Genomic DNA, 25,684 nt, shown 5'->3' on the forward strand with positions numbered 1-25,684 from the left:
TCAGAAATCGTCCTTCTTGGTCAGTTCCAGCTCCATCGCATCGGCGGTGCGGATGGCCGCATCAATGGCGTCGCTGAGCTGGTCCGGGGTGGCGTCTGCATCGATCTTCACCACGAACATGGCGGTGCTGTCCTGCTTCACCCAGCCGCCCATCTTGGCGTCCTGCGAATCTTCCAGCAGGCGGTTGGCCACGGCCACCGGGAACTGCTTGGCCGTGGCGGTGTACGCCGGCGACCAGATCTCGCGGATGTTGTGGCTGCCGAAATCCTCCACCGCCGAACGCACGTAGACCATCTGGGTGCGGTCGCCTTCGACGTCGAACACCAGGCGGTAGTCACCGTCCTCGTCGATCTCGTAGGTGTAGCCCAGCTTGTCCAGATGGCGGGCCACGGATTTGTCGGCCTCCGGTGCGGCAACGGCGGAGCCGGTTACGGCCAGGCCGAGCAGCAGGGCGGGCAGAAGCGTCCTTTTCATGAAGATCCTGTGAAGCGGATTTGAAAGAAGGTGCAATTGTGACGGGGGGCGTCCGTGCCGTCCAATCTGCGGCGGGCCGACGCAGGCTCGGCACAGGCCCTATAATGGACGGATGCCTCGCGAGTCTTCCCCCGATTCCCATCACGAACACGGTATTGCCGTGGAGCCCGCGCGCCCGGAAGTGGCGCCGCCGCCGTTCTACCAGGTGATGCTGCTCAATGACGACTACACCCCGATGGATTTCGTGGTGGACGTGCTGCAGCAGTTCTTCAGCATGGACCTGGACAAGGCCACGCAGGTGATGCTGCACGTGCATACCCGCGGCCGCGGGTGTGCGGGGTGTTCACCCGCGAAGTGGCCGAGACCAAGGTTGCCCAGGTCAACGAGTATTCGCGGATGAACCAGCATCCGTTGCTGTGCACGATGGAAAAGGCCTGACCGGCTGCCGATCCGGAAGATTGTAGAGCCGAGCCCACGCTCGGCTGTGCCCACCAAGGTGGGCACCTACCAGGGCGGGTGTAGCGACGCCTGATGCATCGTGCCCACCAAGGTGGGCACCTACCGAAGCGGAAGACTGTAGAGCCGAGCCCATGCTCGGCTATGCCCCCAGGGTGGACACCCGCCGGGGATCATGCCTCCGCCAGCGCCTCCAGCGCCATTTTCGCCACCGCCTCGTCGATGTCGGCCGGGTCGCCGTCATCGCGGAACCACACCGCCGACAGGCCCATGCTGGCCGCGATCCAGCGCAGCAGGCGACGGCGCTCGATGCCGGACAGCGCGCTGACCTGCTCCAGCCGCGCCGCAAAGCGCTCCGGCCGCGTGGCGACATGGATCGCCGGGCCGCACAGGTCCGGGTTGCTGAACATCGTCGTGTAGTCGAAGGCGCGGTCGCCGATCAGCCGCTTCGGGTCGATCGCCAGCCAGCCGCGCGCGCCGAAATCCAGCACGTTGTCGTGGTGCAGGTCACCATGCAGCGGCCGGATCTCCTGCTCGTCCTGCAGCAGCGTCAGCGCCAGCGATCTGCACTGTTCCAGCAGTGGCGGCAACGCAGCCCTTGGCTGCAGCAGGTCGGCGAACCATGTACGCAGGCAGAGCAGGTCACTGGGCGCCGTACTCCGTGGCCGGTGCAGCCGCTGCAGGACCTGGCACAGGAGGGTGGTGCAGGTGTCGTCCTCGCCATCGATCGAACGCTGTCGCAGCGAGTCGCCGGCGGCACGCTCGATCAGGATGGCCGGCCCGTCATGGGCCAGCAGGCGGGCAGCGCCGTCACCGTCCCACCAGCGCAGCAGTCGATGGGCGTTCTGCTCTTCGGGCTCGTCGCTGACCTTGAGCATGGCCGGCACGCCGGTTGGGGTCAGCACAGGCCAGAGCCGGGCGCGGGGCGTTTCGATGGCCGCGCCATCACGCCGCAATCGCCAGCGGCTCAGGTAGGGTTCGCTCATGCTGGCAGGGTCGTCCTGGAGTGAATGAAGATCAAGCGATCTGCACTGCTAACGCCATCTGAACGCAGCAATCCGCTAGGGTGATGGAAATCGCGTAGTCAGGCCGCATATTGTCCCCATCTGCCGCCGGAGTAATCCATGTTCAGCAAAGACCTCGAACACACCATCGGCCAGTGCTACAAGCGCGCCCGTGAGGCCCGGCATGAGTTCATGACGGTCGAACACCTGCTGCTGGCACTGCTCGACAACCCGTCCGCCCAGGCCGTCCTGAAGGCCTGTGGGGCCGACGCCGAACGCCTGCGCCAGGAGCTGGAGCAGGCCATCGAGGCGTCCGTGTCCCGCCTGGCCGAAGATGACGGACGCGATACCCAGCCAACCCTGGGCTTCCAGCGCGTGCTGCAGCGGGCCGTGTACCACGTGCAGTCCTCGGGCAAGAAGGAAGTCACCGGCGCCAATGTGCTGGTGGCCATCTTCGGTGAAAAGGACTCCCACGCCGTCTATTACCTCAACCAGCAGGATGTCACCCGGCTGGACGTGGTCAATTACCTGTCCCATGGCATCGCCAAGCTGGGTGAGGAGGGCGAGCAGCCGTCCTCGTCCTCCGAGGGCGAAGGCCGCATGGAAGGCGGCGAGGGTGAGCCCAAGGGCGACGCGCTGACCGAGTTCGCCAGCAACCTCAACGAGCAGGCCCGGGCCGGTCGCATCGACCCGCTGGTCGGTCGTGGCGACGAGATCGAGCGCACCATCCAGGTCCTGTGCCGCCGCCGCAAGAACAACCCGCTGTACGTGGGTGAGGCCGGCGTGGGCAAGACCGCCATTGCCGAGGGCCTGGCCCGCCGCATCGTCGAAGGCTCGGTGCCCGACGTGCTGGCCGATGCGGTGATCTACTCGCTCGACCTGGGCGCGCTGGTGGCCGGCACCAAGTACCGCGGCGACTTCGAGAAGCGCCTGAAGGGTGTACTGACCGCGCTGAAGAAGGTACCCAACGCGGTGCTGTTCATCGACGAGATCCACACCATCATCGGTGCCGGTTCGGCCTCCGGTGGCACCATGGATGCCTCCAACCTGATCAAGCCGGCACTGGCCTCGGGCGAGCTGCGCTGCATCGGTTCGACCACCTTCCAGGAATACCGCGGCATCTTCGAGAAGGACCGCGCCCTGGCTCGCCGCTTCCAGAAGATCGACATCGTCGAGCCGACGGTGGGCGAGACCTACGAGATCCTGCAGGGCCTGAAGTCCAAGTACGAGCTGCACCATGGCGTGACCTATTCGGACGAGGCGCTGCAGGCGGCGGTAGACTTGTCGGTGAAGCACATCGGCGACCGCCTGCTGCCGGACAAGGCCATCGACGTGATCGACGAGGCCGGCGCTCGCCAGCGCCTGCTGCCCGAAGGGCAGCGCAAGGAGCTGATCGACGTTGAGGAAGTGGAAGCGATCGTGGCCAAGATGGCGCGCATCCCGGCCAAGCAGGTCAGTGCCACCGACAAGGACGTGCTGCAGCACCTGGAGCGCAACCTGAAGATGGTGATCTTCGGCCAGGACCCGGCCATCGGCACCCTGGCGTCGGCCATCAAGCTGGCCCGTTCGGGCCTGGGCAACCCGGAAAAGCCGATCGGCAACTTCCTGTTCGCCGGCCCGACCGGTGTCGGCAAGACCGAAGTGACCAAGCAGCTGGCGCTGCAGCTGGGCATCGAGCTGGTCCGCTTCGACATGTCCGAGTACATGGAGCCGCATTCGATCAGCCGCTTGATCGGTGCGCCCCCGGCTACGTCGGCTTCGACCAGGGCGGCCTGCTGACCGAAAAGATCGTCAAGACCCCGCACTGCGTGCTGCTGCTGGACGAGATCGAGAAGGCGCATCCGGACATCTTCAACATCCTGTTGCAGGTGATGGACCGCGGCGTACTGACCGACACCAACGGTCGCGAAGCCAACTTCAAGAACGTGGTGCTGGTGATGACCACCAATGCCGGTGCGGCGCAGGCCTCACGGCGTTCGATCGGCTTCACCAAGCAGGACCATGCCACCGATGCGATGGAGACCATCCGCCGCGCGTTCACGCCGGAATTCCGCAACCGCCTCGATGCGGTGGTGCAGTTCCAGCCGCTGGGCTTCGAGCACATCCTGCGTGTTGTCGACAAGTTCCTGATCGAGCTGGAGATGCTGCTGCAGGAGAAGCACGTCAGCCTGTCGGCCACGCCGACCGCGCGCGACTGGCTGGCCCACCACGGCTTCGACCCGCTGATGGGTGCGCGCCCGATGGCCCGTGTGATCCAGGACAGGATCAAGCGCCCGCTGGCCGACGAGCTGCTATTCGGCAAGCTGGTCAACGGCGGCAAGGTCAGCATCGATGTCCGCGACGACGAGCTGGTGGTGGAGACCCAGGCCGAGCCGGAGCGTCTGCTGCCGGTCACCGTGGAGTGATCTGACGCCGGGCCTGGACCGGTGGACCTGAAATGACAAGGGCGGCTTCGGCCGCCCTTGTCGTGCCTGCGCTCAACGGCGACGTTGGCGCGCCTTCTGAGCGAAGCTGGCGGGGTCGATGGGTTCGACGCGGGCGACGGCGCAGCGTTCGGTATCGGTGCGCAGGGTGCTGCGGCCGTCGCTGCAGAGCAGGTTCTGCTGTCCTTCGGTGGCAAAGCTCAGCGTGCGGGAGCGGGCCGCGGCGGTACAGTCGCGCTGGAAGTGCACCACGTAGTGGTCCTGGCCGTTGCGCAACAGCACATCACGGGTAACGCCGGCGCGAACCATCTGCTGGTCGCTGCCCAGCTGGATGCAGGCGGTGGTGGCCGCTGCCGGTGCATCGGCGGCCTGGGCCGAGACGGCTGACAGCAGGCTGGCGGACAGGAACAGGGAGCAAAGCAGGGGATGCCGTTTCATGGCGGGGCAGGGGGTGGCGATCCGGACTGGATCGGATTCCACGATGCCGCGGCGGCTGCAAGCGCGAATCTGCCGCAAGCCGGGCTGACCGACGCCACGGTGCGTTCGGTCACGATGACCTCCGGCAGGGCCGGATTGCGGGCATGACAAAAGGCCAGCAACCAGGGCTGGCCTTGTCGAAGTGGCGCCAGGCGCCGACCGCTTACTTCATGCGGTAGGTGATACGACCCTTGGTCAGGTCGTACGGGGTCATTTCAACCTTGACCCGGTCACCGGTGAGGATGCGGATGTAGTTCTTGCGCATGCGGCCGGAGATGTGGGCGATGATTTCGTGCCCATTTTCCAGGCGAACGCGGAAAGTGGTGTTCGGCAGCGTCTCGCTGACGGTGCCCTCGAACTCGATGGAATCGTCTTTCGACATGTAGTCCTGTGCGGTTCAGAAAACGGCCACGCTGGGCCTAAGGCGCGGTATTTTACGCGTGATGCGGCCAGCTTGCAAAGTTTGCGTTAACCCTCGGCCAAACGCTTCGCCGGCAGGCGTCCGACGGCCTGGGTCCAGGCGCCTTCACGGCCCTCGCGGCGCACCGCCTGGCGCACCTGATCCAGGAACACGGCGCGCGGCAGGTGCACTGCGCCCATCCGCAGCAGGTGTGGATTCTCCACCTGCGCGTCGATCAGTTCCCAGCCCCAGCCGCGCAGGGTGGCCGCCAGCGCCGCCAATGCGATCTTGGAGCCGCCGCTGGCGCCGCTGAACATGCTTTCGCCGAAGAACATCGCGCCGATCGCCACGCCGTAGATGCCACCGACCAGGGTCTGCCGGTCCCACACTTCAAACGAATGGGCAAAGCCCAGGTCGTGCAGCTGGCTGTAGGCGTCGACCATGGCCGGGCTGATCCAGGTGCCGTCCTGACCGGGGCGCGGGGTGGCGGCACAGGCGCGCATCACCTGGCTGAAGGCCACATCGGCAGTGACCTCCCAGTGGCTGGCGCGCAGCTGGCGCCGGAAACGGCTGGACAGGTGCACGCCGTCGGTGCGGAACACCATGCGTGGATCGGGCGACCACCACAGGATCGGCTCGCCCTCGCTGAACCACGGGAAGATGCCGCCTGCATAGGCGTTGAGCAGGCGCAACGGGTGCAGGTCACCGCCGACGGCGAGCAGGCCATCGGGCTGGCGCAGCGCGGTCTCGGCCGGGGAAAGGGCGCGTCCGGCGCATCGGCCAGGCGCCAGGGCAGCGGGCGGGTCATGCGCGCAGTGTAACGGGCGTGGGTGCCGACCTTCTTCGGTTCCGGTAGGCACGTCAGTCGAGCAAGCTCGACGCTACGGTTCCGCGCGGAACGGGCTGTGCCCCAGCAGCTCCTGCTGGTAACGGTGCACATCGCGCCGTTCCTGCCGGCACCAGTCCTGCAGGGCGTCGGCAAACTCGGCATCGGCCACCCAGTGGCGGCTGCGCACCCGCGTCGGCAGGAAGCCGCGTGCCAGCTTGTGCTCGCCCTGCGCGCCGGGCTCGAAACGGGTGAGGCCCTCGCGCAGGCAGTACTCGATGCCCTGGTAGTAGCAGGCCTCGAAGTGCAGGCCGGGCAGGGTCGCGCCTCCCCAGTAGCGGCCATACAGCGTGTCGCCGCCGCGCAGGCACAGTGCGCCGGCAATCGGCTCACCCTCCTGCTCGGCCAGGAACATCACCAGCCCGCGCCCCAGTGCGATGGCCAGATGGCGCAGGAAGGCCTCGGTCAGCGCCGGTGCGTTGCCGTACTCGAGGAAGGTCTGCAGGTAGAAGCGGTACATCGCCTGCAGGTCGGCGCGGCTGGCCTCATTGCCATGCACCACGCGGAAGCTGATGCCCTGGCGCGCGGCCTTGGCCCGCTCCTGGCGGATGTTCTTGCGGTGCTTGTGGTCCATCGCACCGAGAAACTGCTCGAATGTCGCCCAGTCGCCGGGGTTCTGCCACTGGAACTGCACGTCCTCGCGCAGCAGCCAGTCATCGCCGAACACGACCTCGTCAGCGGCAGTGTGGAAATTGATGTGCGCCGATGACACGCCCAGCGTCGGCAGCGCTTCGCGTAGAGCCGACAACAGCGCCGCGCGCTGTACATCGTGACGGGCCAGCAGCCGTGGTCCGGTCACCGGCGAGTACGGCACCGCACCCAGCCACTTCGGGTAGTAGTCGCGGCCGTGGCGTGCATAGGCATTGGCCCAGGCATGGTCGAACACGAACTCACCGTGCGAATTGGTCTTCAGGTAGCCCGGAATGGCACCGACCAGAGCATTGCCTTCCCAGAGTGTGAAGTGCCGGGGCTGCCAGCCCCAGTCCTCGCGCAGGCAGCCGTGCGCTTCCAGTCCGGCCAGGAAGGCGTGGCTGATGAACGGGTTGCGGCCATCATGCAGGGCGTCCCAGTCGGCGGCGGCAATGGACTGCAGGGAATCGAGGAAACGGGGCGAAGGCATGGGGGAAGGATAGGGCAGGTGAAACAAAAAGGCCGACGCATTGGCGTCGGCCCTTGGTCCGGGTCGAGCATGGCTCGACGCTACCGAAGCGGGTCAGCGTTTCAGCTGGCCTTGCCTTCGGCATCCAGGAAGCGCTCGGCGTCCAGCGCGGCCATGCAGCCGAAGCCGGCCGAGGTGATCGCCTGGCGGTAGTGCTGGTCGGCCACGTCGCCGGCGGCGAACACGCCCTCCACCGAGGTCTGGGTGGCGTTGCCGCCCAGGCCCGAGCGGATCTCCAGGTAGCCGTTGTTCATCGCCAGCTGGCCGTCGAACAGGGTGGTGTTCGGGTGGTGGCCGATGGCCACGAAGAAGCCGTGAGCGTCGATGTCGCGGGTGCTGCCGTCCAGGGTGGACTTCACGCGCACGCCGGTCACGCCGGCATCGTTGCCCAGCACTTCGTCCACCTGGTGGTGCCAGACGGTCTCGATCTTGCCTTCGGCCACCTTCTTGAACAGCTTGTCCTGCATGATCTTTTCCGCCTTCAGGGTGTCGCGGCGGTGCACCAGATAGACCTTGCGGGCGATGTTGGACAGGTACAGTGCCTCTTCCACGGCGGTATTGCCGCCGCCGACCACGACCACGTCCTGGTCGCGGTAGAAGAAGCCGTCGCAGGTGGCGCAGGCGGAGACGCCGCGGCCCTTGAAGGCCTCTTCGGTCGGGATGCCCAGGTACTTGGCGGTGGCGCCGGTGGCGATGATCAGGGCGTCGCAGGTGTACTCGTGGCTGTCGCCGATCAGCTTGAACGGGCGCTGGGAGACGTCAGCGGTATGGATGTGGTCGAAAATGACCTCGGTCTCGAAACGCTCGGCGTGGGCCTGCATGCGCGCCATCAGGTCCGGCCCCATCAGGCCGTGGGCGTCACCCGGCCAGTTGTCCACCTCGGTGGTGGTCATCAGCTGGCCGCCCTGCTGCAGGCCGGTGATGACGACCGGCTTCAGGTTGGCGCGGGCGGCGTAGACGGCGGCGGTCCAGCCGGCCGGGCCGGAACCAAGGATGACAAGACGCTGATGGCGGGAGGGCAGGCTGGTGCTCATGTAAACTCGCGAAAAGGTAGGTGGGACAAGGCGCTGGCGATGTTTGCGCAGCATCCATGGCAGGTCATAGAGTGGCGGCTGGGGCAGGGCGATTCAAGCCGATGAACAGAACGCCGTCATCCAGCGGTGGTCCGGGCGCCCTACAGACAGCGCAGCGCGTCGCATAACTGAAAACTGACGCCGTCTCATTTATTATCAATCACTAACAGCGCATTCCAAAGGTATGGTCTAAGGTGGCGAAGCAGGTCCCCGAACGCTCCAAGTCCGACGACAGCAAGGCGTCACGTCGCACGGCCGCGGCGGCGACGACCGACAATCCACGCCGCCAGCGGCTCTGGCGCGACCTTGGCCTGATCGCCATCGCGCCAGCGCTGCTGTATCTGGCGGCCAGTCTGTTCACCTATTCAGCCACCGACCCGGGTTGGTCGCATACCGGCAGCGTGGTTGCGCCGGTGCACAACATGGGCGGGCGCGCAGGGGCCTGGATCGCCGACGTGCTGCTGCAGCTGTTCGGCTACATCGCCTTCCTGCTGCCGGTGGTGCTGGGCGCGCTGGCGTGGATCGCCATGTTCGGCCTCAAGCGCGAGAGCAAGGGCGAGAACGATCTGGACCCGGCGCTGCGCCTGGTCGGCCTGGTCGGCTTCCTGATCGCCGGCACCGGCTTCCTGCACGTGCGCCTGTTCAGTGGCGATGTCTCCAGTGCCGGCGGCATCCTCGGCAAGCTGGTCGGCAATTCGCTCACGGTGGGCTTCGGCGCGCTGGGCGCGAACCTGTTCGTGCTTGTGCTGCTGCTGGCCTCGATCACGCTGGCCACCGGGCTGTCCTGGTTCAGCGTGATGGAGAAGATCGGCCGCGGGGTGATGTCGCTGGCGCCGTTGCTGGAGCGCAAGAAGGAAGAGGTCACCGAGTGGAAGCAGACCCGGGTGATGCGCGAGGAGCGCCAGGAAGTGCGCAAGGCCGATGCCGAGGTGCGCGCCAAGCGCGAGCCGGTGAAGATCGAGCCGCGCCCGGAACCGGTGATCGAGAAGAGCGACCGCGCCAAGCGTGACAACCAGATCCCGATGTTCCGCGGCGTCAACGGTGACGGCTCGGACCTGCCGCCGCTGGCGCTGCTGGATGATCCCAAGCCGCAGCCCAAGGGTTACGACGAAGAGACGCTGGAAACCCTGTCGCGGCAGATCGAATTCAAGCTGAAGGATTTCCGCATCGACGCGCAGGTGGTCGGCGCCAATCCCGGCCCGGTCATCACCCGCTTCGAGATCGAGCCGGCGCCGGGCATCAAGGTCAGCCAGATCAGCTCGCTGGACAAGGACATCGCGCGCGGGCTGTCGGTGAAGTCGGTGCGCGTGGTCGACGTCATTCCGGGCAAGTCGGTGATCGGCCTGGAAATCCCCAACGTCACCCGCGAGATGATCTTCCTGTCCGAGCTGCTGCGCTCGAAGGAATACGACAAGTCCGCCAGTGCGCTGACCCTGGCGCTGGGCAAGGACATCGCCGGCCGCCCGACCGTGGCCGACCTGGCGCGCATGCCGCACCTGCTGGTGGCCGGTACCACCGGTTCGGGCAAGTCGGTGGCGGTCAACGCGATGGTGCTGAGCCTGCTGTTCAAGGCTTCGCCGAAGGACCTGCGGATGCTGATGATCGACCCGAAGATGCTCGAACTGAGCGTCTATCAGGGCATCCCGCACCTGCTGGCGCCGGTGGTCACCGACATGAAGGAGGCCGCCAACGGCCTGCGCTGGTGCGTGGCCGAGATGGAGCGCCGCTACAAGCTGATGAGCGCGGTGGGCGTGCGCAACCTGGCCGGCTTCAACAAGAAGGTGAAGGAAGCCGAAGACGCCGGGCAGCCGCTGATGGATCCGCTGTTCAAGCCGAACCCGGAACTGGGCGAGGCGCCGCGCCCGCTGGAGACGCTGCCGTTCATCGTCATCTTCATCGACGAATTCGCCGACATGATGATGATCGTCGGCAAGAAGGTGGAAGAGCTGATCGCGCGCCTGGCACAGAAGGCACGTGCGGCCGGCATCCACCTGATCCTGGCCACGCAGCGGCCGTCGGTGGACGTGATCACCGGCCTGATCAAGGCCAACATCCCGACCCGCATCGCCTTCCAGGTCAGCTCCAAGATCGACTCGCGCACCATTCTCGACCAGTCTGGCGCGGAAACCCTGCTCGGCCACGGCGACATGCTGTACCTGCCGCCGGGCACCGCCCTGCCCGAGCGCGTGCACGGCGCCTTCGTCTCCGACGAGGAAGTGCATCGCGTGGTCGAGCACCTCAAGGCGATGGGCCCGGCCGATTACATCGACGGCGTGCTGGACGAAGTGCAGACCATGGGTGACGGCGTGGTGGTCGGTGCCACCGGCCTGCCGGAGACCAGTTCCGGCGGCGGCGATGAGTCCGATCCGTTGTATGACGAAGCGCTGCGGGTGGTCACAGAGACCCGCCGCGCTTCGATTTCCGGCGTGCAGCGCCGGCTGAAGATCGGCTACAACCGCGCGGCGCGACTGATCGAGGCCATGGAAGCGGCCGGTGTGGTCAGTGCGCCCGAACACAACGGCGACCGCACGGTGCTGGCACCGCCACCGCCGAAGTAAGGCCCGACGTACCCCCACGACGTCCAAGGAACCGACGCATGCTTCACCCCGTCCCCAGCGCGCTGGCACTGGCGCTGGCAGCCTTGATGGCTGCCGGCCCGGCACTGGCAGATACCGCCACCACCGCGCCCGCCACGGCGCCGCCTTCCACCAGCGGCGATACCGAAGCCAGCAACAACTTCAGCATTGTCCGTTACCGCGCCGACTACCAGGTGCGGCCGGATGCGGGCAATGTGCAGACCGAAACCTACGAAGTGCTGCTCAAGACCAAGGCCGCCGTCGAGCAGTTCAGCCAGGTGCGGCTGAGCTACAGCGAAAAGATGGAAACGCTGGAAGTGCTTGGCGCCTACACCATCACCGCCGACGGCCAGCGCCGCGACGTGCCGGCCGACCGCATCTACACCCAGGAAAGCTATTCCAGCGCCTCGGCGGCGATGTACGCCGACCGCAAGGTGCGGGTGATCGTGTTCCCGAATCTGGCTCCGGGCACCCGCCTGTACTACCAGGTGCGGCGTACCCAGGCCACGCCGTACTTCCCGGGCTACTTCGGCCTGTGGGAAACCTTCAATGTGTTCACCGAGTACGAGGACGCCGAGGTCACCCTGAGTGCGCCGGCCAACCTGCCGATGTTCGTTGACAGCCGCGGCGTGCAGGGCAGTGATCGCCCGGTGGTGAAGAATGGCCAGGCGCAGTGGCGCTGGCATTACCAGCGCCGCGAAGCAATGCCGGCGCAGAACTGGTCGGCGGCCGGCTGGGAGTTCGGCCCGAACATCATGGCCAGCACCTATCGTGACTGGTCGCAGATGGGGCGCGCCTACCAGCTCAAGGCCGGCCCGGCCGCGCAGGTCACGCCGGAGCTGCAGGCGCTGGCCGACCAGGTCACCGCCGGCATCAGCGACCGCCGCGCGCAGGCCGATGCGCTGTACCGCTGGGTGGCGCAGAACATCCGCTATGTGGCGGTGTACCTGGGCAATGGTGGCCTGGAGCCGAACAGCGCGCAGAGCATCCTCGACAACCACTATGGCGACTGCAAGGACCACGTGACGATCCTGGAGGCGCTGCTGGCAGCCAAGGGCATCGCCAGTTCGCCGGTGCTGATCGGTGCTGGCGGCGGTCCGACGCTGCCGAAGATCCCGGTGCTGGGCCGCTTCAACCACGCCATCACCTACATTCCCGAGTTCGATCTGTACCTGGATTCGACCACCGCGTGGGCACGCTTCGGCCAGCTGCCGGAAGGTGACCTCGGCGCGCCGGTGATGCGCACGCGCGATGCCACGCTGGCGCGCACCCCGGCCAACACGCCGCAGCGCAATGCCACCTCGATGGAAGTGCGCTTCACCTTCGATGCCAACGGCAACCTGCGTGGCGAGACCGTTCCGAAGCTGGGTGAGAACGCCGAGATCGGCATGCGCGCGCAGTTCTCCCAGCTCAACGCGCAGAATCGTGCGCGCGCTGAAGAGCAGATCATGGCCGCGTCCGGTTTCGATGGGCGAGGGCAGCTGCAGATCCAGGGCGTGCCGGTCGACCTGACCCGGCCGTTCGGCTACCGCATGGCGTTCCAGGCCGAGGACTACGCCGACTTCAGCGTGGCCGGCGGCATGGCCGTTCCCGATCCGCCGGGCGGCGAATCAGTGCGTGGCCTCTACGCCACCGCCTCGGCGCCGGCCAACGAGACGCCGTTCTACTGCAACGCCAGCCTGCGCGAAGAAACCTACCGCCTGCAGTTCCCGGCCAATGCGCCGATCATCGCCATTCCGGCCAGTCAGCGCTTCAGCAATGCCGCTGGCGACTACCGGGTGGATTGGAGCAGGCAGGGCCAGGAAGTAACCGTGCATCATCGCCTGCAGCAGAACGCGGTGCGTGGCCCGGAAGCGCTGTGCCAGCCGCAGGACTACGCCGCGTTCCGCGCGCTGTACCGCGAGGTGCGTCGCGGCTTCCGTGGCCAGGTGCTGTACGGCAAGCTGCCGGCGGCCGGCGGCTGAATCGCCGATGGACGTTCGGGGCGGCATAATGTCGCCCTGATCGCCCATTCATGTTTCTACGGGCACACTGGCCACTACCTTTCCTGGCGTTCGCGCCCACAGGATTTCCGCATGAACTTCCGCTTCCGCCGTTTCCTCGCCACCACCACCCTGGCTGTGGCCTGTGCCGCCGCTGGCAGTGCCTGGGCCGGCGCCCGCGATGATCTCAAGACCTTCACCAGCGGCCTGAAGGGCCTGGATGGCCAGTTCAGCCAGCAGGTGTTCGATAGCCGGGGCAAGGTGAAGGAATCGACCAGCGGCCGCGTGGCGCTGTCGGCGCCGCGCCTGTTCCGCTGGGAGTACGTGCGCCCGCACGAACAGCTGATCGTGGCCGACGGCAAGAAGGTCTGGATGTACGAGCCGGACCTGGAGCAGGCCACCGTGCGTGAGCAGGGCAAGGAAGAGCAGAACAGCCCGCTGACCGCGTTGATCAACCCGGCGCTGCTGGAACAGCAGTACGACCTGAGCGAAGAGGCGGCGCAGCGCGACGGCCTGCAGTGGCTGTCGCTGTCGCCCAAGCGCGATACCGAAGCCAGCTTCCAGTACGCCGCGCTGGGCTTCAACGCACAGGGCCTGGCCAAGATGGAGATCACCGATGCTGTCGGCCAGCGTACCGTGATCACCTTCAGTGGCTGGAAGCGCAACCCGGGCTTCGCCGCCGGCACCTTCAGCTTCACCCCGCCGAAGGGCACCGACGTCATCGGTAATTGATCTCCGGGCGGAAATGCTCTGGTGGGTGCGAACCCTCCCGCATTGGTGGATGTCAACCTTGGTTGACACGCTTTTGATCTGCCGGCCAGCGGCCGGCACTACCCGCCCTGGCCTGACTGCCTGGGTGGGTGCCAACCTGGGTTGGCACGCTCTCGCGGTACAATGAGCGGGTGGCAAGACATCGTTCAACTTCCTTCCCCGGCCCCGATCTGCTGAGCGTTGATCGGGATCATCTGCGCCCGCTGGCCGAGCGCATGCGTCCGCGCACCCTCGATGAGATGGTCGGGCAGAAGCGCCTGCTGGCGCCGGACAGCGCGCTGCGTCGCGCGGTCGAGTCCGGCCGCGTGCATTCGATGATCCTGTGGGGGCCGCCGGGCTGCGGCAAGACCACGCTGGCGTTGCTGCTGGCCGAGTATTCCGACGCTGAATTCCGTGCCATCTCCGCCGTGCTGTCTGGTTTGCCGGAAGTGCGCCAGGTGCTGGCCGAGGCGGCGCAACGCTTCGCCGAAGGCCGCCGCACCGTGCTGTTCGTGGACGAGGTGCATCGCTTCAACAAGGCGCAGCAGGATGCGTTCCTGCCGCATATCGAGCGCGGCACGATCCTGTTCGTCGGCGCCACCACCGAGAACCCGTCGTTCGAACTGAATTCGGCGTTGCTGTCGCGCTGCCGCGTGCATGTGCTGGAGGCGGTCTCGCCGACCGATATCGTCGAGGCGCTGGAGCGTGCACTGGGCGACCGCGAGCGTGGACTGGGCGAAGAGGGCATCGAGGTTGCACCCGAACTCCTGCTGGAAATCGCCACCGCTGCCGATGGCGATGTGCGGCGTGCGCTGACCCTGTTGGAGATCGCCGCCGAACTGGCGGGTGGGGAGGGCGGTCGCATCACCCCGCAGACCCTGACCCAGGTGCTGGCCGATCGCACCCGGCGCTTCGACAAGGGCGGCGAGCAGTTCTACGACCAGATTTCGGCCCTGCACAAGTCGGTGCGCAGCTCCAATCCCGATGCTGCACTGTACTGGCTGACCCGCATGCTCGATGGCGGTTGCGATCCGTCCTATCTGGCGCGCCGGCTGACGCGCATGGCCATCGAGGACATCGGCCTGGCCGATCCGCGTGCGCAGAGCATGGCGCTTGAAGCGTGGGACATCTACGAGCGGCTGGGCAGCCCGGAAGGCGAGCTCGCCTTCGCCCAGCTGGTGCTGTACCTGGCCAGCACCGCCAAATCGAACGCCGGCTATGCGGCCTTCAACCAGGCCAAGGCCGATGTGCGCGAAAGCGGCACCGAAGAAGTGCCGCTGCATCTGCGCAACGCGCCGACCAAGCTGATGAAGGAGCTTGGCTACGGTGCCGAGTACCAGTACGACCACGATGCCGAAGGCGGCATCGCGCTGGACCAGACCGGATTCCCGGATGCGATGGGCGAGCGGGTGTACTACAGCCCGGTGCCGCGCGGGCTGGAGATCAAGCTGAAGGAAAAGCTGGACCGCCTGCGCGCCGAACGTGAGGCCGCGCGCGCCGCCAAGGGCCGTTGACCCCGCTTCCGTAGAGTCGAGCTTGCTCGACTGCTTTTCGCAGCACCTCATGGTGCCCGATAGTCGAGCAAGGCTCGACTCTACAGTGGCAATGGCAGCCGAGCATGGCTCGGCTCTACAGGGGTAAAGGCAGCCGAGCGTGGTTCGTCACCACATTGTCCTGCGCGCGTTCATTTGGCACACTGCGCGGCTTCTCTTATCAAGGAACGATGCCGTGCAGGAAATGATTCTGCCGTTGAAGCGCTACGCCCAGTTCGAGGGTCGTGCCAACCGCCGCGAGTACTGGATGTTCCAGCTGTTCCTGCTGATCGTCTCGGCCGTGCTGATGGTGCCGCTGGTCACCGCGCTGGTGATGCAGTCCGACGTCCTGGGCATCGCGTCGATCATCCTGTTCGTCGTGTTCTGGCTGGCTACGCTGCTGCCGGTCATCGCCGTCACCGTGCGCCGCCTGCATGACTGCAACCAGTCGGGTTGGTTCTACCTGCTGGCGCTGGTGCCGGGCGGTGGCATCGTGATCCTGGTCTTTGCGCTGCTGCCGGGTACGCCGCAGGAAAATGCGTATGGTCCGGTGCCTGTGGGCCCCTGACATGGCGTAGGTCGAGCGTGGCTCGACGCTGCCGTGGCAACGAAAAGAAGCCGGCATTTTGCCGGCTTCGTCGTTACTTGAGGCTGCAATCGCCGAAGGACAGATAGTCGGTGCCGGAGCTGAACTGCAGCGTGCAACTGGCGGTGAAGACAGCGCCTTCTTCCAGTTCACCCAGTTTGGCCGCCTGCTGCTCATCATCGCTGGTCAGTCGGGCCAGGACATTGCCCTGGTCATCGCCGGCCTCGATGAGCGGTTCGCCCGCCATGTTGCTGGAAACGCCCAGCGCGACGGCGGTGAAGGTCACCGTCTGGTTGAGTTCTTCCATGCTCAGCGTTGAATTGCCGGCTTCTTCAAAGGCCTGATAGAGCGTGGGCAGATCCTGCGCGGCGTGCGCGGCCAGCGGTGCAGACAGGCCGAGGGTAAGGGCGATCAGTGCGGTGTGCTTCAAGGGGTCTCACAATCATGGGATCCAATCCCATGGCGGTCGTGGCGCGGATGAACGCGACCCGGACGACGGCAACGTGCCCGCCGTCCATGGCTACGCTGGAAGTGGGGCGGTCCAATGCCCCAGTGGGCGGAAAAATAGGGGAAGTGCCGCCTCCTGTGCAACCGGCCCGTCGCGCGCGTGATACACAGTGTGACGTATGATCGATGTGATAATCATTCGCGTTTGAGGTAGACTGCGGTCCCTTGTGAACCGGCGGCTTCGGGCTGCCTCCGCTGCCGCTGATGAAGCATTTCGTCCTGCCTTCGCGCCGTGGTCCGCTGGCCCGCGGCCTGGCCGCCTTGATGATGGGTCTGCTCCTGGCCACTCCCTATGCCCATGCGCAGCAGCGCAACCCGCTGCAGAAGATCGGCCACACCGTGCTCGACGAGCCGGCGTCCAGCTATCGCTTCGAGCAGTTCGTGGTGGACAGCCCCGACCAGCAGCGCCGCTGGCGGGTGAATGTGGCGATCCCGGCCAAGGCCGGCAAGGCGCCGATGCCGGTGCTGTATGCGCTGGACGGCAACGCGGTGGCGATGGTGCTGGATCAGCCGATCCTGGCCGAGCTGGCCGCGCGCAAGGCGCCGCCGGTGCTGGTGCTGATCGGTTACGACAACGACCTGCGCATCGATTCGAAGGCCCGTACCCGCGATTACACCGCATGGATCGACCGTGCGGATGACGAGAGCGGCAGCACGCAGGCCGTCGGCGGCGGTGCAGCGGCCTTCCTCGATGTGATCGAGCGCCGGATCAAGCCGGAAGTCGAGCGCCGCGCACGCATCGATGCGCAGCAGCAAGCGCTGTGGGGCCACTCGCTGGGCGGCCTGTTCGTGCTCAATGCGCTGTACACCCGCCCCGCCGCCTTCCAGTCCTATCTGGCCGCCAGCCCGTCGCTGTGGTGGAGCCAGGGTGCCGCGCTGGGCGACCCGGAGCAGCAGTTCGTGCAGAACGTGCATGGCCAGGCAGCGAAAGTGTGGCTGATGCTGGGCGGTGCCGAGCGCGTCGGCGATCGCGGCAAGCGTGACATGAACAATCCGCGCGTGGTCGCGCACCTGCGCCGTATTGGCGGTGCCACGCCCGATGCAGCCATGCAGCTGTCCCAACGCCTGGGCAAGGTGCCCGGGCTGAGCGTGCAGTACCGCGAGTTCGACGGCCTGGGCCATGGCCCGATGCTGCCCGCCTCGTTCCACGCTGCGCTGCACGAACTATACGGCGTGACCGATCGCAGCGCCGGCGACGGCGCCCCCAATGGCAGTGACAACGCTGCCGAATGAATCCGTACGCACGCATCGCCGTGCGACCCCACTACCCAGGCGAGGCTGCCGGCGTGCAGCGGCCCAGGCAACCGATGAATCCCGCGCCACGTGGCGCGGCCTACGTGTGCAAGGAGCCTTCCATGTCGTTCCGTCCGTCTCTCCGTCTCACCTCTCTCGCCGCCGGCCTGCTGCTGGCCGTCACCGTCACCGCGCAGCCGGTGTTCGACCAGCCGGCCAATGCCACCTTCAAGGGCGAGGTTGTCTCGCGTGGTGAGAATGTGGTTCCCGGCAGCACCGCCGACGTGATCGGTCGTGGCTTCGTGCCGGGCCAGAAGGTCAGCCTGCTGCGTGGCGACAGCGTGCTCAACGCGCAGCCGGTGGTGGTCGATGCCGATGGCAACTTCAAGACCCAGCTGAGCATCCCGACCGATGCCGTGCCCGGCACCCACCCGGTGGTGGTGCGTGCCAGCCAGCCGGCGGCGGCAACGGTGCTGAAGCTGCGCGTGTCGCCGCAGCTGCCGCTGTCCGGCCAGGCGCAGTTCGCCACCCAGTCCAACAAGCTGGTGCCGGGGCTGTACCAGTCCGCCTACAGCGCCGCCAGCAATGCGGTATTCGTGACCTCGGCCGTGGGCCGTCCGCCGGTCACCCAGTCGCAGCTGCTGAAGCTGGACCCGAAGACGCTGAAGGTCACCAAGGCGATCACCCCGGCGCAGGTGCCGGGCGGCAGCAACGGTGCGGTGTACGCGGTCTACGGCGTGGGCGTGGATGACACCAACGGCAATGTGTGGGTGACCAATACCCGCCAGAACTCGATCGCGGTCTATCGCCAGAAGGACCTGTCGCTGGTCCACCAGTTCCCGGTCGATGCCGTGCCGCATGCGCGCGACGTGGTGGTCGATGGCACCCACGGCAAGGTGTTCGCCTCGGCCACGGGTGAGGACCACCTGTCGGTGTTCGACGCGAAGACGCTCAAGGAGCTTCCGCAGATCACGCTGGAGTCCGGCGTCGATGAAGGCAAGTTCACCCCGATGAGCCTGGTGCTGGACGAGAAGGGCGGCAAGCTGTTCACCGTCAGCATCGGCACCCCGGAAGCGGCAGTGATCGATGTGGCCAGCGGCAAGGTCGACAAGGTCATCGACCTGGGCAATTCGATCAGCGCCTCAGGCGTGGCCTTCGACGCGGCGCGCAACCGCCTGTACGTGGCCTCGCAGGGCACCGACAACCTGCTGATCGTCGATGTGGCCGCCGGCAAGGTGCTGCACGATGTGCCGGTGGGTGCCGGGGCGCTGAACGTTGCCTTCGATGATGCCTCCGGCCTGGCCTACGTCAGCAACCGCGGCGCCGGCACCGTCACCGTGGTCAACGGCGATGGCAAGGTGGTCGCCAATCTCGATGGCGGCACGCTGCCGAACCACGTCCGTGCCGATGGCAAGGGCAACGTGTTCGCGGTGAACAAGTCGCGTGGCGCCGAAGACCCGAAGGGTGACCGCATCACCCGCATCACCCCGAAGCAGTAAGTCACCGGGCAGGGCGGCGTAGGCGTCGCCCTGCCAGCAAGGAGAAGACCCATGAACATCGCGTCCTGCCTGCGCCTGTGCGCGCTTCCGTTGGCTGTTTCGCTGGCACTGACCGCCTGTGGTGGCACTTCGGCGCCGTCCGATGCCGCCAAACCCGTCGAACCTTCGGCCGCAGCGTCGACTGCGGAAAGCGCGCTGCCGGCAGGCTGGCAGCGCGTGGCCGGCGCCGAGATGCCGGCGGTGCAGGACCAGGCGGCCGTGCTGCCGGCCAAGGTGCATTCCGATGATGGCGCCGACGTCGAGGTGGCCGACACCAGCCGCATCATTGCCGGCGGCGACGATGTCATCGCGGTGATCGAGGCGCTGGGGCTGGGCAAGCAGGTCTTTGCCGCGCCGACCAACACCACCACCCAGGCCGGTCTGGCCGCGCCGCACCAGTTCCTGTTCAACCGCACCACCGGCGTGGAAGGCGTGCTGAGCCTGAAGGGCTCGCTGTTCCTCGGCAACAGCCTGCGCCGCCACACCGAGCTTGCCAAGAAGCTGCGCGAAGTGGGCGAGCCGGCGGTGGTCATCGACGATCTGCAGCCGGCGCCGGACAAGGTGCGCAAGGTCGCCGCCGCGCTCGGCCTGGCCGAGGCCGGGCAGGCGTTGGCCACCCAGGTGCAGCGCCAGCTGGACGAGGCAGCGGCACTGGGCAAGGGCCTGGGCCATGCGCCGCGCGTGATCCATGTCTCGGCCACCGGTGCCGGTGGTGCACCGACCGTGGCTGGCGCCGACAGCGCCTCGGCGCAGCTGATCGCGCTGGCCGGCGGGGTCAACATCGGTACCGAAGCGGGGGTGAAGAACTACTCGCAGCTGAGCAATGAAGGCGTGGTCGCCGCGGCACCGGAGGTGATCCTGGTGACCGAGCATGACCTGCAGCTGTTCGGCGGTGCCGACGGCCTGTGGAAGTCGTACCCGACGCTGAAGCAGACCCCGGCCGGGCTGGCCAACCGGGTCTGGGTGATGCCGGATGTGCAGCTGAAGTACACCAGCGTCGGCTCCGGTGCCGGTGCGCTGGCGCTGGCCAAGGCCTTCGCGGCGATGCCCAAGGCATGAGTCCAGCGGATCGGCGCCGCCGTCGCGGGCGGATGATGGTGATGGTGGCATTGCTGGCACTGCTGGGGGCGGTGCTGGCGTCGTTCGCCGTGGGCCCGCTGCGGCTGCCACCGCTGGAAGTGATGCAGGCGCTGGGGGTGAAACTGGGCCTGGTCGATCCTCAGGCGGTCAGCACTCGCGATCTTGCCGTGGTCTGGCAGCTGCGCATTCCGCGCGCGTTGCTGGGCGCGATGGTCGGTGCCGCGCTGGCCATGGCCGGTGCCAGTCTGCAGGGCCTGTTCGGCAATCCACTGGCTGATCCGGGCATCGTCGGTGTCAGCCAGGGTGCGGCGCTGGGTGCGGTGGCCGCCATCGTGCTCGGCGCGGCCGGTGCCGCCGGTTGGCTGGTGCCGGTAGCCGCCTTCGTCGGTGGCGCCTTGGCCATCGGCCTGACCTATGCGCTGGCGCGGCCGGGCAAGGGCAGTGGCAATGCGACGCTGCTGCTGGTCGGCATCGCGATGGCGGCGTTCTGTTCGGCGCTGATCGGTTTCCTCACCTATATCGCCAGCGAAAGCGAACTGCAGTCGCTGGTGTTCTGGCAGATGGGCTCGCTGGCACGTGCCAACTGGGCCGACGTGGCCGCCGTGGTGCCGCTGTTTGCCATCGGTGTGCTGGCGCTGCAACGGTTGGCAACGCCGCTGGACATGCTGGCGCTGGGTGAGCGCCAGGCGCAGCACCTCGGCCTGGATGTGACCCGCACGCGACGCCGCCTGGTGGCCTTCAGTGCGCTGCTGGTGGGTGCGGCGGTGGCGTTCGCCGGTTCGATCAGCTTTGTCGGCCTGGTGGTGCCGCACGTGGCGCGCCTGCTGGTTGGCCCCGGCCATCGTTGGCTGCTGCCGCTGTCCGGCCTGCTTGGGGCATTGCTGATCGTGGTGGCCGATACCGCAGCGCGCACGCTGGATCCGCCCGCGGAGATTCCGCTGGGCCTGTTCTCCGCCGCGCTGGGTGCGCCGTTCTTCCTCTGGCTGGTGCTGCAGCAGCGCCGCAAGGCGGCACCATGAGCGTGCTGTTGAAGCTGCACGAAGTGGTGGTGCGCCGCCAGCAGCGCGAGATCCTGCATGGCATCTCGCTGGCGTTCGAGCCCGGCACGGTAACGGCGCTGGTGGGTCCGAACGGCGCAGGCAAATCCACGTTGCTGGCCGTCGCGGCCGGCGATCTGCGTGCCGATGCGGGCGAAGTGAGTCTGCTGGGCAAGCCATTGAACAGCTACAAGGCCGGGCCGCTGGCGCGCGAGCGCGCGGTGATGCCGCAGGAACACGGCGTGCGTTTTGCCTTCAGCGTGGAAGAGGTGGTGGCAATGGGGCGCTTGCCGCATCCGCCGGACCCGGTCGTCGACGATGCCCAGGTGGAGGCGGCGATCGATGCCGCTGAACTGCAGGCATTGCGCCTGCGCGAAGTGCAGCAGCTGTCCGGTGGCGAATCGGCTCGCACCACGTTCGCCCGTGTGCTGGCGCAGGATACGCCGCTGTTGCTGCTGGACGAGCCGACCGCCGCGCTCGACCTGCGCCACCAGGAGCGCACGCTGCGCAGCGTGCGTGCCTGCGCCGAGGCCGGTGCGTGCGTGATCGTGGTGCTGCACGACCTGAATCTGGCGGCCGGTTATGCCGATCGCATCGTGCTGCTGGAGCAGGGCAGGGTGGCGGCCGATGGCACGCCATTGCAGGTGCTGACCGAAGAGAACCTGCAACGCGTCTACCAGCAGGACGTGGTGGTGCTGGAGCACCCCAGGCGCGGGGTGCCGCTGGTGGTGGTGACCTAGTCTGGACCTGCCGGGGCAACGACGAAGGGCGTGAGTGGGAAATCTACATCGCGCCCGTGTAGTGCAGGTACACGCCGGCAACAACGATGATGGCGAACGGGATCCACAGCAGGGCAAACGAGGCGTACGCCCAGCCCCGGGATCTGCGCGCGGCGGCCAGGCTGGAATCAATCTGGCCAGACAGGTGGAGCACTTCGGCCTTGTTTGCGTACACGATGGCAACGATTCCGAGCAGCCAGTTGCCCAGCAGAAGCGAGGCCCATGCGAGGCGTTTGGGGTCATTCGGGGGCTGTGTCGTCGGAGTGTTCATGGAAGCTTCCACAGGTACGGGTGGGACGCATGTTCGCTTCCTCCTGACGCCTTCGGAATACAAGAACTACGAAAGACGCCTGGAAGCAGGCGGGGCCGTCGCACCCTGTCGGGCTATCATGCAGCGATCCAAACTTTTCAATGGACTGATGCAGTGATTCGTAATGCTTCGCGTAGTGTGTTGTTCGCTGCAATGCTCGTCTCGACGACCGCCGCCGATGCGGCCTCCACCTCTACGGTTTCGCTGACCCACGCGGCCGAGAACGCCTCGCTGATCGAGACCCGGCATGCCACTGCCGAGGGCGCTGGTGTCACCTCGATCAGGACGCAGTACTTCGCCAACGAGGAAATGTCGGTGAGCTGGGACGACCAGCAGGTGCTGGTGCTGTGCAAGGAGGCGGCATACCTGAAGATTCCTGCTGCCAAACTGGAGGCCGGTGCGCTGACCACCGAGCAGCGGCAGATGATCGTCTATCAGGCGCTGATGTCGGGCCTGGGGGCTGTGGCAGGCGTGATCGGGCCGGCGGGCGAGGAGGTGGCCGTGGCGGATGATGGCAGCGAGACCCGCAGCGTCGGCGAAAGCAGCTGGGCGTACGGTGTCGAGCGCCATGAAGTGACCACCCAGCGCTTGCCGGATGGCACGCTGCGGGTGCGCGCGCGGAAGACGGAAACCGTGAACACCACGCCGCCGGCCAGCCCCGATGACATGTTCAGTACCGAGGACGACCAGGCCGCGCGGTTGTCCGAACTGGCGCCGGTGGGCAGCTGGACCGAGGTGCTGATCCAGGGTGGCCCACGCCAGGCACAGGTGGACCCGGCGATGTCGTTGAAGGGCTGGCTGCCGATGGCGGACGATCAGGCGGCGACGGTGGCCGAGGCGCGCAAGCTGCACCGCTGCAAGTAAGGCATGGCAGGGGTCAGAGCCCTTTGCTCTGGCAAAGGGATCCGACCCCGATCCCGACCCGTACCCGCATCGTTCCATTCATGTGCGCAATATTCACTTGTGCGCCAGATTGGCAGGTCTAGAATGCGCCCCATGAACCGGATGCCGCTCCTGAAGTTTTTCACCCTGACCCGCGCAAGCGCGGAACGGGCGTCTCTGCCTGGAGCCCCACGAGGCCGCTGAAACGGCCATCGCTGGACCTTCGACAGAGCGCCCTCCGGGGCGCTCTTTTCGTTTCCGCAGTTCCATTTCCCGCAACCCGATGTACCGCAAGGAGAACGTGCCATGCACCAGATCGCCGAGACCGAACGCTAGCCGCGCACCCTGTCGCCAACCGGGGTGCGCGGCCCCTGAAGTTGGCTTTGCAGGAATCTCTCCATGAACACCCAGATCCTTTCCCGCCGTCGCAACCTCGGCATCATTGCCCACATCGACGCCGGCAAGACCACGTTGACCGAACGCCTGCTGTGGAAAAGCGGCGAAATCCATCGCGTCGGCGAAGTGCACGACGGCAACGCGACCACCGACTTCTCGGCGATCGAGCGCGAGCGTGGCATCACCATCGGTGCGGCTGCCGTGCAGGCGCAATGGGCGCCGCGCGATCTGCCGCCGCATCGGCTGACCCTGATCGACACGCCCGGCCATATCGACTTCGCCATTGAAGTGGAGCGATCCCTGCGCGTGCTGGACGGTGCCGTGGCCGTGTTCTCGGCCGTGGACGGCGTGCAGCCGCAGTCGGAAACGGTGTGGCGCCAGGCGCGACGCCATCGCGTGCCGCTGATCGCCTTCGTCAACAAGATGGACCGCGTTGGCGCCTCCTTCGAGCGCGTGCTGGAGCAGCTGCAGGACAAGCTGCAGGCGCGGCCGTGGGCGCTGGGCGTGCCGCTGGGCAGCGAAAGCAGCTTCAACGGCTGGGTCGATCTGGTCGATGAGCGCGTGCTGCACTGGCGGGACGGCGCGGCGGCCACGGTTGCAGCGTGGGATGCCGCCGCACGTGCGCAGTGGCAGTCGCGCCGCGATGCGCTGGTCGAGGCGGTGGCCGACCACGATGACGTGCTGGCCGATGCCTGGCTGGAAGGTCGGGTGATCGACGCCGAACTGCTGCGCGCGGCGATCCGCCGGGCGACCCTGGCCGGCGCTGGTGTGCCGGTGCTGGCAGGGGCGGCCTTCAAGGACAAGGGCATCGAAACGCTGCTGGACGCGGTGGTCGATTACCTGCCGTCGCCGCTGGATCGGCCTGCGGTCACCGCCGAATCAGACCACGGCGACATGTCGCTGCCGCCGGACCCGGACGGTCCGTTGGCCGGCCTGCTGTTCAAGATCACCCACCAGCAGCACGGCGCCCTCAGCTTCGTGCGGCTGTATTCGGGCACCTTGAAGGCCGGTGACGCGTTGGCCAGTTCGCAGCATCCACAGGGGCGGCGTGTCAGCCGCCTGGTGCGGGTGCAGGCCGACCAGACCCACGACATCGAGCAGGCGGTCGCCGGCGACATCGTCGCAGTGCTGGGCTGGAAGGATGCGGTCAGTGGCGAGACGCTGAGCAGCCGAAGCCAGCCGCTGCGCCTGGAGAACATCCAGGCACAGGTGCCGGTACTGGCGTGGCGGCTGGAGCCGGCGCGTGCGGCCGACCTGATCCGCATGGCGCAGGGGCTGGCCAGCCTGGCCCAGGAAGACCCGTCGTTCCGCGTCGAAACCGATCGCGATACGGGTGAGACGCTGGCCTGGGGCATGGGTGAGCTGCACCTGGAAGTGATGGTCGAGCGCCTGCGCAGCGAATGGAAGGTCGAGGTGGGCGTGGGTTCGCCGCGCGTGGCCTACCAGGAGACGCCGTTGCGTGCGATGACCGGCGTCGTCGGGCGGCTGGTGAAGCAGACCGGCGGCCAGGGCCAGTTTGCGCACGTAGTGCTGGACGTGGCGCCGCGCGAGGACGACCAGGTGGTGTTCAACGACCGCATCGTCGGTGGCGTGGTGCCGCGCGGCTTCATCGCTGCGGTGGAGAAGGGCGTGCGTGCCGCGCTGTCCGAAGGCCCGCAAGGGCATCCGGTGGTCGGTATCGAGGTCAGTCTTGTCGATGGCCAGACCCATGCCAAGGACTCCTCGGAGATGGCGTTCCATCGCGCTGGCGCCGAGGCGGTCAAGGCGGCGCTGGCCGAGGGTGGCACACAGCTGCTGGAGCCGGTGATGGCGGTGACGGTGCATTCGCCGTCGGCGTCGGTGGGGATGTGGTGGGCGACCTCAACCGTCGCCACGGCCGCATTGCCCGCATCGATGACCAGGACGGTCGCGCCGAAGTCAGCGGCTTTGCGCCATTGGCGCAGATGGTGGGCTACACCACATCGCTGCGCTCGCTCAGCCAGGGCCGGGCCAGTAGTGAGGCACACCTGCACGGCTACGAGCCGGTGCGCGCCGCATGAAGAAGGTGAGGGAGCCCGTTCGCGGGCTCCCTTTTTGTGTTGGTATGGGTTCCGCATCCCGCCATGCGTGGATGGTTTCGGCGCGGCGCACGAAATTTTTTGCAC

General features: G+C 66.9%; 19 protein-coding genes and 4 pseudogenes. 14 read left to right on the forward strand and 9 right to left on the reverse strand.

What is annotated here, in order from left to right; all coding sequences use genetic code 11:
• Complete coding sequence (locus tag N4G47_RS08710; RefSeq protein ID WP_475286479.1) at nucleotides 1-474, reverse strand: hypothetical protein; 474 nt, start codon at nucleotides 472-474, stop codon at nucleotides 1-3.
• A 112-nt stretch (nucleotides 475-586) separates the two neighbouring features.
• On the opposite strand from N4G47_RS08710, the pseudogene clpS reads away from it, so the two are divergent.
• A pseudogene (gene clpS, locus N4G47_RS08715) lies at nucleotides 587-912 on the forward strand (ATP-dependent Clp protease adapter ClpS).
• 191 nt (nucleotides 913-1,103) lie between these two features.
• Here clpS and N4G47_RS08720 read toward each other — a convergent pair.
• Nucleotides 1,104-1,916: an APH(6) family putative aminoglycoside O-phosphotransferase gene (locus N4G47_RS08720; protein WP_475286481.1), complete on the reverse strand. Its 813-nt coding sequence runs from the start codon at nucleotides 1,914-1,916 to the stop codon at nucleotides 1,104-1,106.
• Nucleotides 1,917-2,054: 138 nt separating this feature from the next.
• Here N4G47_RS08720 and clpA point away from each other — a divergent pair.
• Nucleotides 2,055-4,339 (forward strand): annotated as a pseudogene (clpA, locus tag N4G47_RS08725) (ATP-dependent Clp protease ATP-binding subunit ClpA).
• Nucleotides 4,340-4,411: 72 nt separating this feature from the next.
• Here clpA and N4G47_RS08730 read toward each other — a convergent pair.
• The 5 genes and pseudogenes from N4G47_RS08730 to trxB all read right to left on the reverse strand — a co-directional run bounded on the left by N4G47_RS08730 (nucleotide 4,412) and on the right by trxB (nucleotide 8,313).
• Nucleotides 4,412-4,795 carry a hypothetical protein gene (locus N4G47_RS08730; RefSeq protein ID WP_475286483.1) on the reverse strand — a complete coding sequence of 128 codons (384 nt, stop codon included), beginning with the start codon at nucleotides 4,793-4,795 and terminating at the stop codon, nucleotides 4,412-4,414.
• Nucleotides 4,796-4,997: 202 nt separating this feature from the next.
• Nucleotides 4,998-5,216 (reverse strand): translation initiation factor IF-1, encoded by a 219-nt coding sequence (gene infA / locus N4G47_RS08735; RefSeq protein WP_005409596.1) that lies wholly within the window; start codon nucleotides 5,214-5,216, stop codon nucleotides 4,998-5,000.
• Between the two features lie 86 nt (nucleotides 5,217-5,302).
• Nucleotides 5,303-6,042 (reverse strand): annotated as a pseudogene (gene aat / locus N4G47_RS08740) (leucyl/phenylalanyl-tRNA--protein transferase).
• A gap of 73 nt (nucleotides 6,043-6,115) precedes the next feature.
• On the reverse strand, nucleotides 6,116-7,240 hold the full coding sequence (locus N4G47_RS08745; protein ID WP_475286485.1) for a GNAT family N-acetyltransferase: 1,125 nt from the start codon (nucleotides 7,238-7,240) through the stop codon (nucleotides 6,116-6,118).
• A 101-nt stretch (nucleotides 7,241-7,341) separates the two neighbouring features.
• The gene (trxB, locus tag N4G47_RS08750; RefSeq protein ID WP_295574940.1) at nucleotides 7,342-8,313 is read right to left on the reverse strand and encodes a thioredoxin-disulfide reductase; all 972 of its coding nucleotides are present in this window, start codon (nucleotides 8,311-8,313) and stop codon (nucleotides 7,342-7,344) included.
• A 233-nt stretch (nucleotides 8,314-8,546) separates the two neighbouring features.
• Between trxB and N4G47_RS08755 the strand changes: the two genes are divergently transcribed.
• The 5 genes from N4G47_RS08755 (at nucleotide 8,547) to N4G47_RS08775 (ending at nucleotide 15,760) form a co-directional block, all read left to right on the forward strand.
• Nucleotides 8,547-10,910 carry a DNA translocase FtsK gene (locus tag N4G47_RS08755; protein ID WP_107230493.1) on the forward strand — a complete coding sequence of 788 codons (2,364 nt, stop codon included), beginning with the start codon at nucleotides 8,547-8,549 and terminating at the stop codon, nucleotides 10,908-10,910.
• A gap of 38 nt (nucleotides 10,911-10,948) precedes the next feature.
• Nucleotides 10,949-12,892, forward strand: a complete 1,944-nt coding sequence (locus N4G47_RS08760; RefSeq protein ID WP_409461385.1) for a DUF3857 domain-containing protein — start codon at nucleotides 10,949-10,951, stop codon at nucleotides 12,890-12,892.
• A gap of 111 nt (nucleotides 12,893-13,003) precedes the next feature.
• Nucleotides 13,004-13,642 (forward strand): outer membrane lipoprotein periplasmic chaperone LolA, encoded by a 639-nt coding sequence (lolA, locus tag N4G47_RS08765; RefSeq protein ID WP_475286488.1) that lies wholly within the window; start codon nucleotides 13,004-13,006, stop codon nucleotides 13,640-13,642.
• Nucleotides 13,643-13,896: 254 nt separating this feature from the next.
• Nucleotides 13,897-15,174, forward strand: a complete 1,278-nt coding sequence (locus N4G47_RS08770) for a replication-associated recombination protein A (RefSeq protein WP_475286490.1) — start codon at nucleotides 13,897-13,899, stop codon at nucleotides 15,172-15,174.
• A 214-nt stretch (nucleotides 15,175-15,388) separates the two neighbouring features.
• On the forward strand, nucleotides 15,389-15,760 hold the full coding sequence (locus N4G47_RS08775; protein ID WP_475286492.1) for a DUF805 domain-containing protein: 372 nt from the start codon (nucleotides 15,389-15,391) through the stop codon (nucleotides 15,758-15,760).
• A 73-nt stretch (nucleotides 15,761-15,833) separates the two neighbouring features.
• Here the strand turns inward: N4G47_RS08775 and N4G47_RS08780 are convergent, their stop codons facing one another.
• Entirely contained in the window at nucleotides 15,834-16,208 is a 375-nt protein-coding gene (locus N4G47_RS08780) for a hypothetical protein (RefSeq protein ID WP_107230499.1), read from the reverse strand.
• A 281-nt stretch (nucleotides 16,209-16,489) separates the two neighbouring features.
• On the opposite strand from N4G47_RS08780, the gene N4G47_RS08785 reads away from it, so the two are divergent.
• The 5 genes from N4G47_RS08785 (at nucleotide 16,490) to N4G47_RS08805 (ending at nucleotide 21,913) form a co-directional block, all read left to right on the forward strand.
• Nucleotides 16,490-17,518, forward strand: a complete 1,029-nt coding sequence (locus N4G47_RS08785; RefSeq protein WP_475286494.1) for an alpha/beta hydrolase — start codon at nucleotides 16,490-16,492, stop codon at nucleotides 17,516-17,518.
• A 122-nt stretch (nucleotides 17,519-17,640) separates the two neighbouring features.
• The gene (locus tag N4G47_RS08790; RefSeq protein WP_475286496.1) at nucleotides 17,641-19,017 is read left to right on the forward strand and encodes a YncE family protein; all 1,377 of its coding nucleotides are present in this window, start codon (nucleotides 17,641-17,643) and stop codon (nucleotides 19,015-19,017) included.
• 51 nt (nucleotides 19,018-19,068) lie between these two features.
• Nucleotides 19,069-20,115, forward strand: a complete 1,047-nt coding sequence (locus N4G47_RS08795; RefSeq protein WP_475286498.1) for a heme/hemin ABC transporter substrate-binding protein — start codon at nucleotides 19,069-19,071, stop codon at nucleotides 20,113-20,115.
• Entirely contained in the window at nucleotides 20,112-21,155 is a 1,044-nt protein-coding gene (locus tag N4G47_RS08800) for a FecCD family ABC transporter permease (protein ID WP_475286500.1), read from the forward strand. The genes N4G47_RS08795 and N4G47_RS08800 overlap by 4 nt, the downstream gene beginning before the upstream one ends.
• Entirely contained in the window at nucleotides 21,152-21,913 is a 762-nt protein-coding gene (locus N4G47_RS08805) for a heme ABC transporter ATP-binding protein (protein ID WP_475286502.1), read from the forward strand. Before N4G47_RS08800 ends, N4G47_RS08805 begins: the two co-directional genes overlap by 4 nt.
• Before the next feature lie 43 nt (nucleotides 21,914-21,956).
• Here the strand turns inward: N4G47_RS08805 and N4G47_RS08810 are convergent, their stop codons facing one another.
• On the reverse strand, nucleotides 21,957-22,223 hold the full coding sequence (locus tag N4G47_RS08810; RefSeq protein ID WP_475286504.1) for a CD225/dispanin family protein: 267 nt from the start codon (nucleotides 22,221-22,223) through the stop codon (nucleotides 21,957-21,959).
• Nucleotides 22,224-22,415: 192 nt separating this feature from the next.
• Between N4G47_RS08810 and N4G47_RS08815 the strand changes: the two genes are divergently transcribed.
• Together N4G47_RS08815 and fusA are read left to right on the forward strand one after the other, a co-directional pair.
• On the forward strand, nucleotides 22,416-23,126 hold the full coding sequence (locus N4G47_RS08815) for a hypothetical protein (protein WP_475286506.1): 711 nt from the start codon (nucleotides 22,416-22,418) through the stop codon (nucleotides 23,124-23,126).
• A gap of 417 nt (nucleotides 23,127-23,543) precedes the next feature.
• Nucleotides 23,544-25,579 (forward strand): annotated as a pseudogene (gene fusA / locus N4G47_RS08820) (elongation factor G).
• Nucleotides 25,580-25,684: the final 105 nt, after the last annotated feature.

The organism is Stenotrophomonas sp. GSD10, from assembly GCF_056172695.1.